15 protein-coding genes are annotated in these 14387 nt (G+C 62.8%); 9 read left to right on the top strand and 6 right to left on the bottom strand.

Annotated features, from left to right (window positions below; genetic code table 11):
• Window positions 1-78: 78 nt before the first annotated feature.
• The 4 genes from lgt to M3484_RS08140 all read left to right on the top strand — a co-directional run bounded on the left by lgt (window position 79) and on the right by M3484_RS08140 (window position 3273).
• Window positions 79-984 (top strand): prolipoprotein diacylglyceryl transferase, encoded by a 906-nt coding sequence (lgt, locus tag M3484_RS08155; protein WP_249496487.1) that lies wholly within the window; start codon window positions 79-81, stop codon window positions 982-984.
• The gene (locus M3484_RS08150) at window positions 939-2084 is read left to right on the top strand and encodes a class I SAM-dependent methyltransferase (RefSeq protein ID WP_249496486.1); all 1146 of its coding nucleotides are present in this window, start codon (window positions 939-941) and stop codon (window positions 2082-2084) included. The genes lgt and M3484_RS08150 overlap by 46 nt, the downstream gene beginning before the upstream one ends.
• Window positions 2077-2835: a peptidoglycan editing factor PgeF gene (gene pgeF / locus M3484_RS08145; RefSeq protein ID WP_249496485.1), complete on the top strand. Its 759-nt coding sequence runs from the start codon at window positions 2077-2079 to the stop codon at window positions 2833-2835. The genes M3484_RS08150 and pgeF overlap by 8 nt, the downstream gene beginning before the upstream one ends.
• Window positions 2836-3033: 198 nt before the next feature.
• Window positions 3034-3273 (top strand): hypothetical protein, encoded by a 240-nt coding sequence (locus tag M3484_RS08140; protein WP_092895377.1) that lies wholly within the window; start codon window positions 3034-3036, stop codon window positions 3271-3273.
• Window positions 3274-3947: 674 nt separating this feature from the next.
• Here M3484_RS08140 and M3484_RS08135 read toward each other — a convergent pair.
• Complete coding sequence (locus M3484_RS08135; protein WP_092895375.1) at window positions 3948-4448, bottom strand: Lrp/AsnC family transcriptional regulator; 501 nt, start codon at window positions 4446-4448, stop codon at window positions 3948-3950.
• Between the two features lie 254 nt (window positions 4449-4702).
• Between M3484_RS08135 and trxB the strand changes: the two genes are divergently transcribed.
• The 3 genes from trxB (at window position 4703) to M3484_RS08120 (ending at window position 8667) form a co-directional block, all read left to right on the top strand.
• Window positions 4703-5644 (top strand): thioredoxin-disulfide reductase, encoded by a 942-nt coding sequence (trxB, locus tag M3484_RS08130; protein ID WP_249496484.1) that lies wholly within the window; start codon window positions 4703-4705, stop codon window positions 5642-5644.
• A gap of 166 nt (window positions 5645-5810) precedes the next feature.
• Window positions 5811-6917 carry a 2OG-Fe(II) oxygenase gene (locus M3484_RS08125; protein WP_249496483.1) on the top strand — a complete coding sequence of 369 codons (1107 nt, stop codon included), beginning with the start codon at window positions 5811-5813 and terminating at the stop codon, window positions 6915-6917.
• A gap of 43 nt (window positions 6918-6960) precedes the next feature.
• Window positions 6961-8667, top strand: a complete 1707-nt coding sequence (locus M3484_RS08120; RefSeq protein WP_249496482.1) for a bifunctional sulfate adenylyltransferase/adenylylsulfate kinase — start codon at window positions 6961-6963, stop codon at window positions 8665-8667.
• Window positions 8668-8804: 137 nt separating this feature from the next.
• On the opposite strand, the gene M3484_RS08115 is transcribed toward M3484_RS08120, so the two are convergent.
• Both M3484_RS08115 and M3484_RS08110 read right to left on the bottom strand, forming a co-directional pair.
• Window positions 8805-9032 carry a DUF1150 family protein gene (locus M3484_RS08115; protein WP_092895371.1) on the bottom strand — a complete coding sequence of 76 codons (228 nt, stop codon included), beginning with the start codon at window positions 9030-9032 and terminating at the stop codon, window positions 8805-8807.
• A 4-nt stretch (window positions 9033-9036) separates the two neighbouring features.
• Window positions 9037-9459, bottom strand: a complete 423-nt coding sequence (locus M3484_RS08110) for an Hsp20 family protein (protein ID WP_092895369.1) — start codon at window positions 9457-9459, stop codon at window positions 9037-9039.
• 224 nt (window positions 9460-9683) lie between these two features.
• Between M3484_RS08110 and M3484_RS08105 the strand changes: the two genes are divergently transcribed.
• Together M3484_RS08105 and M3484_RS08100 are read left to right on the top strand one after the other, a co-directional pair.
• Window positions 9684-9902: a YdcH family protein gene (locus tag M3484_RS08105; protein ID WP_092901202.1), complete on the top strand. Its 219-nt coding sequence runs from the start codon at window positions 9684-9686 to the stop codon at window positions 9900-9902.
• Between the two features lie 92 nt (window positions 9903-9994).
• Window positions 9995-11236, top strand: a complete 1242-nt coding sequence (locus tag M3484_RS08100; protein ID WP_249496481.1) for an Hsp70 family protein — start codon at window positions 9995-9997, stop codon at window positions 11234-11236.
• 55 nt (window positions 11237-11291) lie between these two features.
• On the opposite strand, the gene M3484_RS08095 is transcribed toward M3484_RS08100, so the two are convergent.
• The 3 genes from M3484_RS08095 to M3484_RS08085 form a co-directional block, all read right to left on the bottom strand.
• A complete protein-coding gene (locus M3484_RS08095) occupies window positions 11292-12212 on the bottom strand; it encodes a manganese-dependent inorganic pyrophosphatase (RefSeq protein WP_249496480.1) in 921 nt (306 codons plus the stop codon).
• Between the two features lie 220 nt (window positions 12213-12432).
• The gene (locus tag M3484_RS08090) at window positions 12433-12681 is read right to left on the bottom strand and encodes a hypothetical protein (RefSeq protein WP_092895364.1); all 249 of its coding nucleotides are present in this window, start codon (window positions 12679-12681) and stop codon (window positions 12433-12435) included.
• A 123-nt stretch (window positions 12682-12804) separates the two neighbouring features.
• Window positions 12805-14241: an NAD-dependent succinate-semialdehyde dehydrogenase gene (locus M3484_RS08085; protein WP_249496479.1), complete on the bottom strand. Its 1437-nt coding sequence runs from the start codon at window positions 14239-14241 to the stop codon at window positions 12805-12807.
• Window positions 14242-14387: the final 146 nt, after the last annotated feature.

The raw sequence follows: 14387 nt of genomic DNA, 5'->3' as shown, positions 1-14387 counted from the left end.
AGCGTCTCACGTAAAAGCGTCACATGACAAGCATCTCGGGCCAGGCGGTTGCGCCCCGGCCGCCAGCAGGAGCGCAGGATGATCCCTTTCCCGAATCTCTCCCCTGACATTTTTTCGGTCGAGCTGTTCGGCATGAGTTTCGCCCTGCGCTGGTATGCGGTCGCCTATATTGCCGGGCTGCTGCTGGGCTGGTTTCTGGTGACAAAGGCCGTGAAAACCGCGCGGCTCTGGGCGCCGGGCGCCGCGCCGATGACATCGGAACAGGTAGAGCGCCTGCTGACCTGGGTGATCCTTGGCGTGATCATCGGCGGGCGGCTGGGTTATGTGCTGTTCTACCAGCCCGGGCGCTATCTTGCGCCCGAGAATTTCATGGCCGATCCGATGGCGGCGCTCAGACTCTGGGATGGCGGCATGTCCTTCCATGGCGGGTTCCTGGGGGTCGCCGTTGCCGGGCTGATCTTTGCCCGGCGCGAAGGCCTCGCGCCGCTCTCGGTCGGGGATCTTTTCGCCTATGCCGTGACGCCGGGGCTGCTGTTCGGGCGGCTTGCGAATTTCATCAATGCCGAGCTCTGGGGCCGGCAGACCGATCTGCCCTGGGGCGTGATCTTCCCCGGCGAGGCGGCACAGAACTGCCCCGGCGTGATCACCCTTTGCGCGCGCCATCCAAGCCAGCTTTACGAGGCGGCGCTTGAAGGACTGCTCCTGGGCGCCCTTATTTTCTGGCTGGTCTGGAAACGCGGCTGGCTGCGCTTTCCGGGCCGGATCATGGGCGTGTTCATCGCGGGCTATGGGCTTGCGCGGTTCCTTGTCGAATTCGTCCGCCAGCCCGATGCGCAATTCGTCGGGCCAGACAATCTGCTGGGCCTTGCCTTCCATATCAACGGCTGGGGGCTGACCATGGGCCAGGCCTTGTCGCTGCCGATGATCCTGATCGGGCTGTGGTTTGCCCTGCGCAGATCCGGGGCGCAGACGGTCGCACCGTGACGCCGCTGGCAGAGCTGATCGCCGCCCGCATCCGCGCCAGCGGACCGGTCAGCCTTGCCGAATATATGGCCGACTGCCTCATGCATCCGCGTTTTGGCTATTACGCCACCCGCGACCCTTTCGGCCAGGCCGGAGACTTCACCACCGCCCCCGAAATCAGCCAGATGTTCGGAGAATTGCTGGGGCTGTGCCTCGCGCAATCCTGGCTGGATCAGGGCGCGCCTGCGCGCTTTACCCTGGCCGAATGCGGGCCGGGGCGCGGCACGCTTATGGCCGATGTCCTGCGCGCCACCGCCCGCGTGCCGGGGTTCCACGCCGCCGCCGATCTGGTGCTGGTCGAGGCCTCCGCGACCCTGCGCGGCATCCAGGCGAAGACCCTTGCCGGGCATCAGCCGCGCTGGCTGTCTCTGGTGCAGTATCTGCCCGAGGCGCCGCTGTTCCTTCTGGCCAATGAATTTTTCGACGCGCTGCCGATCCGCCAGTTCACCCGCCAAAGCGGCGGCTGGGCGGAAACCATGGTCGGCCTTTCGGATGAAGCGCTGACCCCCGGCCGCGCGCCGCCCGGCCCGCTGGCCGCGCTTGATCACCGTCAGGATATCGCCGAAGGCCGCATCGTCGAGATCTGCCCTGCCGCCGCTCCGATCATGGCTGAAATCTCGGGCCGCATCCGCCGCCATGGCGGGCTGGCGCTGATCGTCGATTACGGGGACTGGCAGAGCCTTGGCGATACATTCCAGGCCATGCGTGACCATGCCTATGTCGACCCTTTTGCCACACCCGGCGAGGCCGATCTGACCGCCCATGTCGATTTCGCGGCGCTGGCCCGGGCGGCTTTGCCCGCCGCAGCCTCCTATACGACCCAGGGCGCGCTTTTGACCGCGCTTGGCATCGGGGCCCGGGCTCAGCAACTTGCCGCCCATCCGATTGCTGCACGCAATGACCCGCTTGCCGCCGCACGCCGCTTGACCGATCCCGCAGAAATGGGGACCTTGTTCAAAGCCCTTGCCATCCATCCGGCCGGAACGCCGCCCCCTGCGGGATTTCCGATCGGGAACACCATGGACCAAAGCGCTGCCAGGGGAGGCAGAGACGATGCTTGAAATCATCACCTCCGGGGCGATCCCGCAGCGTCACGGCTTTTTTACCCGCAAGGGCGGCGCCTCTTCGGGGATCTTCGCCGGGCTGAATTGCGGCTTCGGCTCCACCGACCAGGCGGAAATCGTGGCGATCAACCGCGCCCGCGTGGCCGAGGCGATGGGGGTCGGGGCCGATGGGTTGCTCTCGGTGCATCAGGTCCATTCCGCCGAAGTGGTGACCGTGACCGCGCCACCCGGCGGCTCGGTCGAACGCCCGCGAGCCGATGCGATGGTGACCCGTCTGCCAGGCGTCGCGCTGTCGGTGCTGACCGCGGATTGCCAGCCGGTGCTGCTTTCCGACCCCGAGGGCGGCGTGATTGGCGCGGCCCATGCCGGCTGGCGCGGTGCCATGACTGGCGTGCTTGAGGCGACTGTTGACGCGATGGAGGCCATCGGGGCCAGCCGCACGCGGATCCGCGCGGTCATCGGCCCAACGATCAGTCAGGCGGCCTATGAGGTCACGGAAGATTTCCTGCAGAATTTCCTCACCGAGGACCCTGAGAATGGCCGCTTCTTCGCCAATGGCCAGAACGGGCGCTATCAGTTCGACCTGCCGGCCTATGGGTTGCACCGGCTGCGCGGCGCCGGAATCGGCCATGCCGAATGGGTACGGCACTGCACTTATGGCGACCCGGATCGCTTCTTTTCCTACCGCCGCACGACCCATGCCGGCGAGGCTGATTATGGCCGGCTGATCGCCTCTATCCGGCTTTGACCGGGCGGGCGACAGCAATCCGGAAACAATGCGCCCGATTTTGACGCATTTCGTCCCGCCTGGAAATGACCACAATTTCAGATCCATCGGCCAAAACAACGCCGCAATGTTCGGCGATTCTGCCTGCAAGACGCGATGAAACCCAGGGCATCAGACCCGGCCATCGATAAACCGAGCGCAGTATCGAGGAGACGCAGCATGGCAGGTAAAATGGTACAGCCGAAGTCCGAAACCACTAAAGCCAAGACACAACGCCGCTGGCTGCAAAGCGTGATTGCGGCCTCGGGCCAACCGCTTCCGGCCTTTCCCTGGATGCGCGCCGCAAAATCAGCCGTCGCGACTAAGCAGCCGGTTGAGGTGATCACCAGCGGCTCGTATCGCCTGACCACCCCCCTTTTTCGCCGCAATGGCCCTGCGGGTGGCATCGCGGCACGCTGACCTCGCGTTAAGCACGAATCGGGGCGGCAGGGGGGCGGTCAGAAACCGGCCAGAATGCCACCTGAAAGTCTGATTTGCGGCAGTTGCGGCGGTTCGACAGCAACGAATTCGAAACAATCCCAGGGATTCAGGCGGATTTTTTCGATCCCACACCGCTAACAACGGCAAATGTTTGACAATGGGGCTCAACCGACGCACGAATGGCGTCAGGTCAAAGTCCCTGACTATGATCCGGAGCGCGAAACGGTGCTGACCGCTTTGCTGTTCCAGATCTCTCCCGGTCGCCGCTCACGACACGGGAGACGTGGTGAGTAAGAACGGCCCCGGTGCTCCTCTGGCACAGAATACGGGGCCGTTTTTTCATTTCAGCGGACCAGTTCCCCTGACGCGGTCTAACCCGGCACTTGGTTCGCCCTCACTGCCAGGAGATCCCGGGGATCACGTCGCGCAGCAAAAACGCCGCGTCTCTTTCCTGTTTCGAAACACTTCCTGCCAGAGCCGGCTCAGATGACCGGCCCCTGCAGGCATACTCGCTGATATCACATCCGTAATGGCGCACTCATGACCAGACCGTATCGCCTCTGGCGATACTCATCCAACACGAATACCCGTCATCCGGTTCCCTGTGCGGCCGCGAAAATTATATCGGTCCGCAACAGCAGAACGGGGCCGTCTCAGGCATTGCGCGCCAGACGCGCCTCAAGCACCCCAAAGGGCACGCCGGGCTCGTCCTTGGCATTGCGGATCACCAGGCTGGTTTTGACATTGGCCACATTCGGCGCAGTCAGCAGTTCGGTCGTCAGGAAGGTCTGGAAAGTCGAGAGATCGGGCGAGACGCATTTCAGGATGAAATCAATCTCGCCGTTCAGCATATGGCACTCGCGCACCAGCGGCCAGGCGCGGCAGCGCTCTTCAAAGGCCGAGAGATCGCTTTCGGCCTGCGAGGACAGCCGCACCATGGCAAAGACCGCGACCTCGAACCCAAGCGCCCTTGCATCGATATCGGCATGATAGCCGCTGATATAGCCCTGTTCTTCAAGGGTGCGCACACGTCGCAGACAGGGCGGCGCAGAGATGCCCACCCGGCTCGCCAGCTCGACATTGGTCATCCGACCATCTGACTGCAGCTCCGCCAGGATCTGCCGGTCGGTTTCGTCAAGCTTGTGGCTCGCCATGGGTTACTCCTTAGTTCCGTCGCCTCAATAGGCTTTTGCCCGTTTTTGCGCAACAATGTTTCAATGATAACGCCACCAACACGCTCTGGATTGCGGGGCGCGCGCTGCATACCGGCAATTCGCTGCTGCGATTTCCGGGGGGCTTCCGGCCCGGTCCTGCCTTGTCTATATCCATCATGATCAGGCGCGGCCGGAACGGCGCGCGCCGAAAGCGACATCAGGCCGCCCCGACCGGGTGGCGGGGAAGGACCGACATGGCTGAGACGCGGCATACCAAAGTTCTGATCATCGGCTCGGGCCCGGCGGGCTATACGGCAGCGGTCTATGCCGCACGCGCCATGCTGCAGCCTTTGCTGATCCAGGGCCTGCAACCGGGCGGCCAGCTGACCATCACCACCGAAGTCGAGAACTGGCCCGGCCTGAAAACCGTCCAGGGCCCCAATCTGATGATCGAGATGGAAGAACATGCCCGCGAGATGGGCGCCGAGATCATCGCCGATTACATCACCTCGCTAGACCTGAAAAACCGCCCCTTCACCGCCGTTGCAGACAGCGGCACCACCTATACCGCCGATGCCGTGATCCTGGCGACGGGCGCGCAGGCGAAATGGCTGGGCCTGCCGTCAGAAGAGAAGTTCAAGGGCTTTGGCGTCTCGGCCTGTGCGACCTGTGATGGCTTTTTCTACCGGGGCAAAGAGGTCGCGGTGATCGGCGGCGGCAATACCGCCGTCGAAGAGGCGCTGTTCCTGACGAATTTCGCCTCGAAAGTGACGCTTATCCATCGCCGCGACAGTTTGCGCGCCGAAAAGATCCTGCAGGACCGGTTGTTCAGACATCCGAAGGTCGAGGTGATCTGGGACAGCGAAGTGACCGAGGTTCTGGGGGGCGAAAGCCCGCTGGGCGTCGAGGCGGTGCGGGTCTCGAACCTGAAAACCGGTGCCACGCATGACCTGCCGGTCGCGGGCTTTTTTGTCGCCATCGGCCATGCACCCTCGTCCGAACTGGTCGCAGATCAGCTGGAACTGCATCACGGCGGCTATGTGAAGGTCGAGCCGGGCACCACCCGCACCTCGATCCCCGGCGTCTTCGCGGCAGGAGACCTGACCGACCATGTCTACCGTCAGGCTGTGACTTCGGCCGGTATGGGCTGTATGGCGGCACTTGATGCCGAGCGCTGGCTGGCCGAACAGCCCTGACAACGCGTGACCTGAGCCGCGCCTGTCGCGTCCCCGATGCGACAGGCGCGGCTCAGGACAGGCCAGTTCAAATTTTTGTGATTTGGTCGCCCCGGTGGCTTCGGGCCAGACTGCCGGGGTTCACCCGCAGATTGTGCATAATCCCTTCGCTGACCAAAGGCCGCTTTTGCTTTCCTATATTCAGATCACTGCCGGTGAACCCGCGCCCTGGTTCACCCTGCCCTCTGCCGGATCACCGGCCTATGCCATCGATACCGCCGCCGGCCGCTACCTGCTTTTGTGCTTCTTCGGCAGCACTTCAAGCCCGCATTGCGCCTCCCGCCTCAAGGCTGTGCTGGCGCGGCAGGACCTCTTTGATGACAGCTTCGCGGCGTTTTTCGGGGTCAGTGCCGATCCGCGCGATCAGGACGGGCGTCTGCAAAACCGCCTGCCCGGCTACCGCTTTTTATGGGACACTGATCTGACCGCCGCAAAGCTCTATGGCGTCGCCCCGCGTGAGCCGGTCCAGACCGGAACCGGTCTGCGCTCGCTCTGGGCGCTGATGGATCCGACGATGCGAATGATTGCGACCGTGCCTTTTGAACAGGACGGATCGGATAGTCAGCGCATCCTTGGCATCCTGGAAAGCCAGCCCGCCCCCGACCGTTTTGCCGGAATGCGGCTTCAGGCCCCGATCCTGTGCCTGCCGCGCGTGTTTGAGCCCGATCTCTGCGAAAGCCTGATCGCCACCTATGAGGCCCGGGGCGGCGAGCTTTCGGGCACTATGCGGCAGGTGGGAGCCAGGACCGTAGGCATCAATGACCTGAAATTCAAAAGCCGCCGCGATTGCGACATCACCGATCAGGCGGTGATCGGGCGCATTCAGACGGCGATCAGCCGCCGCGTTCTTCCCGAGATCCGCAAGGTGCATCAGTTCATCGCCACCCGGATGGAGCGCTATATCGTCTCTTGCTATGATGCAGCCGAGGGAGGGCATTTCAGCCCACATCGCGACAATACCACCTCGGGGACGGCGCATCGGCGGTTTGCGATCTCGATCAATCTCAATTCCGATTTTGATGGCGGCGAGGTCAGCTTCCCCGAATATGGCCCCGACGGGCTGAAGGCACCGCCCGGGGGCGCGGTCGTGTTTTCCTGCTCGCTTTTGCACCGGGTCTCGCCGGTCACACGCGGGCGCCGCTATGCATTCTTGCCTTTCGTTTATGATGACGAGGCCGCCAAACTCCGCGAAGCTAATAAGGCAAGCATCGTCCCATCCCAGGCGCAGGGGTAAAACCTGACCGCGCCCGCAGATCGTCAAAGAAAGAAGGACCCAAATGTCGTCCCCCAATCTTGCCCCGATCCCCGAGCTTTACGTCTCTTACGATTCTGCGCAAAAACTTAAGCACGCGGCGGCGGCGCTGATGTCCTGGGATCTGAGCCCGCGCCAGACCTGTGACCTCGAGCTTTTAATGAATGGCGGTTTCTACCCGCTGAAAGGCTTTATGGGCCAGGCCGATTATGACAGCGTGGTCGAGACGATGCGCACCGCCGATGGCTCGCTGTTCCCGATGCCGATCACGCTGGATGTGTCCGAGAAATTCGCCGAAGAGGTCGAGCCGGGCCAGGACATCGCGCTGCGCGACCAGGAAGGTGTGATCCTTGCGATCCTTTCCGTGACCGATAAATGGGTGCCCGATAAGGCGAATGAGGCGGTAAAGGTCTTCGGCGCCAATGACCTCGCGCATCCGGCAGTGAACTATCTGCACAATATCGCAGGCGCGGTATGTCTGGGCGGCGCCATCACCGGCATCCAGCAACCGGTGCATTACGATTTCAAATCGCGCCGCGACACGCCGAACGAACTGCGCGCCTTCTTCCGCAAGATGGGCTGGCGCAAGATCGTCGCCTTCCAGACCCGCAACCCGCTGCACCGCGCCCACCAGGAGCTGACCTTCCGCGCCGCGCGCGAGGCACAGGCCAATCTGCTGATCCAGCCGGTTGTCGGCATGACCAGGCCGGGCGATGTCGACCATTTCACCCGCGTGCGCTGCTACGAGGCGGTGCTGGACAAATACCCGCAATCGACCACGCATCTGAGCCTCCTGAACCTCGCGATGCGCATGGCTGGCCCGCGTGAAGCGCTCTGGCATGCCATCATCCGCAAGAACCACGGCCTGACCCATTTCATCGTCGGGCGTGATCATGCCGGCCCGGGCAAAAACAGCCAGGGCAAGGATTTCTACGGCCCCTATGACGCCCAGGAACTGGTCGCCAGGCACCAGGCCGAAATCGGCATCGAAATGGTCGATTTCAAACAGATGGTCTATGTCCAGGAGAAATCCCAGTACTACCCCGTCGACGAAGTGCCGGAAGGTTCTACCGTCCTCGATATCTCGGGCACGGAACTGCGCCGCCGGTTGCGCGAAGGGCTGGAGATCCCCGACTGGTTCTCTTTCCCCGAAGTGGTCAAAGAACTGCGCCGCACCTCGCCGCCGCGTTCGAAACAGGGCTTCACGGTGTTCTTCACCGGCCTTTCCGGCTCGGGCAAATCGACCATCGCCAATGCGCTTATGGTCAAGCTGATGGAAATGGGCGGGCGCCCGGTGACGCTGCTGGACGGCGATGTGGTGCGCAAGCATCTCTCGTCCGAGCTCGGCTTCTCGAAAGAGCATCGCGACATCAATATCAAGCGCATCGGCTATGTCGCTTCGGAAATCACCAAGAATGGCGGCATCGCAATCTGCGCGCCCATCGCGCCCTATACTTCGACCCGCCGCGCAGTGCGCGAGATGATCGAGGCCTTCGGCGCCTTTATCGAGGTCCATGTCGCGACCCCGATCGAGGAATGCGAAAAGCGCGACCGCAAGGGCCTCTACAAGCTGGCGCGGGAAGGCAAGATCAGGGAATTCACCGGCATCTCCGACCCTTATGAGGCGCCGGAAACCCCCGAACTGCGCGTCAACACCGAAGGTGCCGAGGTCGATCATTGCGCACATCAGGTGATCCTGAAGCTCGAAGCCATGGGCCTGATCAGGGCCTGAGGCATCGCCCCGGAAACAGGAACGGCCGGAAAGGACATCCCTTTCCGGCCGTTTCCATGGCGCGTAACCGACAGCCGATCCTGCGGCCCCAATCGCCCTTTCAGGCCGATTGCCCGGTCAGTGAGGCGGTCGGCGCCTCAATGCACCGACATCGGCGCGAAATCATGTGCCCGCGCCAGGTTGAACGCCAATGCGCGATCCGCCACCAGCGCAAGGCGCTGACCATCCACCGCATGGACCGAATAGATCACACCCGCGTCACCGACCTGCTCGCGCACTTCCTCGGGCAGGTCTTCCACCGCGACCGGCCTGACATAGACGATGCGGCTCTTGCCCTCGGGAAATCCTTCAAACGGCGTATTCATCTTCTTACCCCTTTCTCTGCCCGATCCTGATCGTCTGCACGACGGTCTCCGGCACCTGGCGCCTGAGATCGACATGCAAGAGCCCATGCTCCATATGCGCACCCGCAACTTCCACCCCATCCGCCAGCACGAAACTGCGCTGAAAAGCGCGGGATGCGATGCCGCGGTGCAGGAAAACACGCTCCTGCCCGTTTTCCCCATCCGAGACCCGGCCGCGGATCACCAGCTGCCGGTCCTCGACAGTGATCGCAAGGTCCTCCTCACGAAATCCGGCCACCGCCAGCGTGATACGGTAAGCGTTCTCGGTCACGGCCTCGATATTATAGGGGGGATATCCTTCACCGCTTTTGGCAGTGCGTTCGACCAGCCGTTCAAGCTGTTCAAACCCCAGAAGGAACGGGTGTGCCCCGAAGCTTAGTTTCGTCATTCCCGGACTGTCCTTTTACAAAGCGACAATTCGCGGCGGCTGGCCCCATCATCGGCGACCTGCCCCGGTATTATGGAATATGGGGCGCGTCCTGTCCGGCTGCAAGGCCGGCAAATCACCGCCAACACGGGAAAATTTCCGCATTCCGCCGGGCAGTGCTTCTCCGAATCACCAATCCGCTCTATGATTCGGTGACAACCTTCAGCAAAGACCCGCGTCCAGCCATGAATGCCCCCTCTGAAATGAGCTTTGATGAGATGTTGCGCGTGAAACTCGGGGTTCTGCGCCGGGAACATCGTGACCTCGACGAGGCGATCTATGCGCTGGAACAGAACGGGCGTCCGGATATCCTGACGATCCGGCGGCTGAAAAAGCAAAAGCTGTCGCTGAAAGACCAGATCGCCACCATCGAAGACCGGCTGATCCCGGATATCATCGCCTGATCCGGCCGACCGATTTGCCCCCCCCTGCTTGCGGCGGTCCGGGCTTTGGGCTACGTCGCGCGCCCCATTCCCTTTCATGACGGGCGGCGATGATGCAGGCAGAGGTTCTCGCGGTTGATTTCGGCACCTCGAATACAGCGGTTGCGGTAACCGGACCCGATGGCCAGGTGCAGCGCATCGCCATTGAAGAGGGCAGCGACACCCTTCCCACCGCCGTCTTCTTCCCGCCGGGAGGCGGCGCGATGCGAATCGGCCGCGCGGCGGGAGAGGCGCTGATTGCGGGGGATGAAGGCCGCTATATGCGGGCGCTGAAATCGGTGCTGGGAACCCCCTTGCTGCATGAAACCCGGATGATCGGTGGCAAAAGACAAAGCCTTGCAAATATCATCACGGCCTTCCTGTCCGAGCTGCGTGCCCGCGTGGCCCAAAGCCTCGGTGCATGTCCGGACCGCGTGCTTTCGGGCCGTCCGGTGCATTTCCACACCAATGACCCCGGTCGCGACGCCCAGGCCCTTGCCGATCTGAATGGCTGTTACCGCGCCGCCGGCTTTACCGAAGTCGACTTCCTCGCCGAACCAGAAGCCGCCGCCTGGGCCTGCCAGCAGGAGATCGGCGATCAGACCGGACTGATCATTGATATCGGCGGCGGCACCTCGGATTTCACCGTCTTCCGCGCGGCAGGCGGACGGGTCGACATCCTTGCCAGCCACGGTATCCGGCTGGGCGGCACCGATTTCGACCACTCCGTCTCGCTCGCCCATGTCATGCCGCGTCTCGGCCAGGGGGGTGAGCTCAGGCGCGAAATGGGGCCGGGGCTTTTGCCGGTGCCGAATGCGATCTATTCCGATCTTGCGACCTGGGCGCGGATCCCCTTTCTCTATACGCCGGAAACCAGACGCGAAGTGACGTCAATGCTGCGCCTTGCAGTGGATCGCAAACGGCTGGAGCGACTTGCCACCGTGCTGGGCGAAGAACTCGGCCACGAACTGGCCTTCGCGGTCGAACGCGGCAAGATCGCGGCCAATAATGGCGAGGCAAAGCCCCGCATCGCGATGGGATTCGTCGAGCCGGGGCTGTCGGCGCCGATCTCCTTTGGCTCGCTGGATCTGGCGCTGCGCGATTACCGCATGGCGCTGGATCAGGCGATCCGCGAGACGCTGCGCCTGTCGGGGCTGCAGGCGGATCAGATCGGTGCGGTGATCCTTGTCGGCGGCTCAAGCCTGATGCGGCTGGTGAGCGACCTCGCGACAGAGATCCTGCCCGAGGCCCGTATCCACCGATCCGAGGCCTTTACCGCAGTGGTCGATGGCCTCGCGCTGGCCGCCGCCGCGTGAATGCGAAAGGGCGACCCGAAGGGCCGCCCTTTCATTTGCCAGAACACGCCCCGGCTCAGACCTTCAGCGACGGCAGGATCTGCTTCTTGCGGCTCATGATCCCGGGCAGAACGACCGTGTCGCCCTCGACTTTCGCACCGAACGAGGCTTCGGCAATGGTCTTCACCAGATCATTCGGCACCAGAAGCGTGGCTTCCTCTTTCAGAATGTCGATGATGAACAACAGAACCTGATCGGCGCCATCGGCCTCGGCCACCGCCGGCATCGAGGCCATCAGGCTGGCTTTACGGTCCAGCAGCACTTTCGGCGCGGTGGTTTCCAGCACCGAGACCCGCAACTCTTTGCCTCCGATATTGTATTCCTTGCTGTCCATCCGCAGCAGAACCTCATCCGAGAATTCGGAGACATCCGATTTCGCCTCGAACAACTGGCTGGCATATTCAGGGATCGAGATGCCGAGATCGGCGGCGAGTTTCTCAGCCACAGCCCTGTCATGCGGCGTGGTGGTCGGCGAGCGGAATTCGAGCGTGTCTGACAGAATACAGGACAGCATCGCGCCCCTGATCGCTTTCGGCGCGCGGGCCAGATCGTCACCGATCAGGTCATGCATCAGCGTGGCTGTGCAGGCGAGCGGGCGGATGGTGATGTCGATCGGCGCTTTGGTCTTCAGCCCCCCGACCAGCATATGGTGGTCGATGATCCCGATGATCGAGGCCTCATTGACCGAGGCCGGCAGCTCGGCCGGGTTATTGGTGTCGACGATCACAACCTCATCACCCGCCGCGACATCCGCGATGATCTCGGGCTTTGCGAGATCCCAGTGCTTCAGCACGAAAGCGGCTTCGGTATTCGGCTCGCCCAGCAGATACGGTTTCGCCGGGGCACCTTTGATCTCCGAGAGATACCAGGCCCAGATGATCGGCGAACCGGTGGAATCGGTATCGGGGGATTTGTGGCCAAAAACCTTGATCGTCATGTCAGATTCCTTGCGGGAGGAGCTCAGTTTCGCCGCGCCTTATAGGCAAGGTGAAGACTTTTGTCACCTGAGGCCGCTGCTCCTGCGACGATATGGAATCCGCGCGTCTCTGACAGGATGCGGAAGCCTCCGGCGGGGATATTTAGTGACAGATGAAAAGGGCTTTCTTCATCTGTCCTTAAATATCCCGGGGGTGCGGGGGCAGAGCCCCCGCTCTTTCTTACGACGGCCAGCCGCCTTTGCCGCGACAGCCATGTGGCGGCAGGGTTTTATCTCCGAATTCATCAAAGAGCCGGGCGCAGCCCCAGTCCTGAACGAAACCCGGCATATATTTGTGCAGATCGATCCCGACCTCGTCGAAAGGCGTATCCGCGCCGGTCCAGTTTTTCACCCAGGATACATATCTATAGCCAACCATTGCGACGGCCGCGAAAACTGCCACGACCAGAATCGTCAAAAACCGTTTCACTTGTAATTACCTCTCTCATTCCTGCGACATCCGCCGCCGCAGACAGCTTTGCCATATGACTGAGAGAGGCTCCAGAGATCACGATGATGACGCGCAAAATCGGCGGCTGCGGCCCGGACCGCGTCAGCCTTTGCGGGTCACGAAACGGGTTTCGAGATAGGCCTCAATCGCCTCTGATCCGCCCTCGGTGCCATAGCCGCTGTCCTTCATGCCGCCAAAGGGCGTTTCCGGCAGCGCGAGACCGAGATGGTTGATCGTCAGCATCCCCGCCTCGATCTCATTCCCGAGCCGCGTCGCGGTGGCCGTGTCCGAGGTATAGGCATAGGAGGCGAGGCCGAAGGGCAGCCGGTTTGCCTCGGCAATCGCCTCGTCGATGGTTGAGAAGCGGTTGATCACTGCCACCGGGCCGAAGGGTTCTTCATTCATGATCCGGGCCGACAGGGGGGCATCGGCCAGCACGGTCGGCTCGAAGAACCAGCCCTCATTGCCGATCCGGCGCCCGCCGGTGGTCAGGCGCGCGCCTTTTTCCACCGCATCATTGATCAGCGCCTCCAGCGCGGGAACCCGGCGTTCATTCGACAGGGGGCCCATTTCGGTGGCCGGATCCATGCCGTCACCAACCTTCAGCTTTGCCGCGTAATCGGTGAATTTCTCGGTAAAGGCCGCGTGGAGATCGTCATGAACGAGGAAACGGGTCGGCGAGACGCAGACCTGGCCCGCATTCCTGAACTTATGCATCGCGATCTGCGACACCGCGAGATCGAGATCGGCATCGCCCGCCACGATCACCGGCGCATGGCCGCCAAGCTCCATCGTCGCGCGCTTCATATGCAGCCCGGCCAGGGCCGCAAGCTGCTTGCCGACCGGGGTCGAGCCGGTGAAGCTGATCTTCCGGATCACCGGATGCGGGATCAGATATTCAGAAATCTCGGCCGGAATGCCGTAGACAAGGTTCACCACCCCTGTCGGCACACCGGCATCCTGGAAGACGCGGATCAGCTCGGACGGCGATGCCGGGGTTTCCTCGGGCGCTTTCACGATGATCGAACAGCCTGCCGCCAGCGCGGCCGAAAGCTTGCGCACCACCTGGTTGAGCGGGAAATTCCACGGCGTGAAAGCCGCCACCGGCCCGACCGGGCCTTTGACGGTGAATTGCAGCACATCGGGCGCGCGCGACGGAATCACCTGGCCATAGCTGCGCTGGCCCTCGCCCGCGAACCAGTCGATGACATCGGCGGCGCCGGCGATCTCGACCTTTGACTGCGCCAGCGGCTTGCCGTTTTCCAGCGTCATCAGCACGGCAATATCATCGGCGCGCTCGCGCAGAAGGCTGGCCGCCCTGCGCATCAGCTTGCCACGCTCAAAGGCGGCGGTGTCTTTCCAGATCCGGAACCCGCGCTCTGCCGCTGCCAGCGCCGCGTCGAGATCTTCGCGCGCGGCATGTGCCACGGTGCCGATCTGGCGGCCGGTTGCCGGGTTGATCACGGGAATCACCCGCCCCCCGGTTCCCGCGCGCCACTGGCCGTCGATGAAAAGGAGCGTTTCGGTATTGCGCGTCATGGCGACATCCTTCGGATCTGATCATCCCGCCCGGTCCGGGACTATGGCCCGGCCCCGGAGCGGTTTCCTCCCGGCGGCAGCCGGTGGGCCCGAGGCAAGAAATAGCGCCGTGACCGCCCGGCGTCGACCGGGCAAAGCCGGTATTC

Origin of the sequence: Pseudomonas sp. GX19020 (genome assembly GCF_023371075.1) — a bacterium.
Classification (GTDB): Bacteria; Pseudomonadota; Alphaproteobacteria; order Rhodobacterales; family Rhodobacteraceae; genus Pseudogemmobacter.
This window is presented reverse-complemented; position numbering and strand designations above follow the sequence as displayed.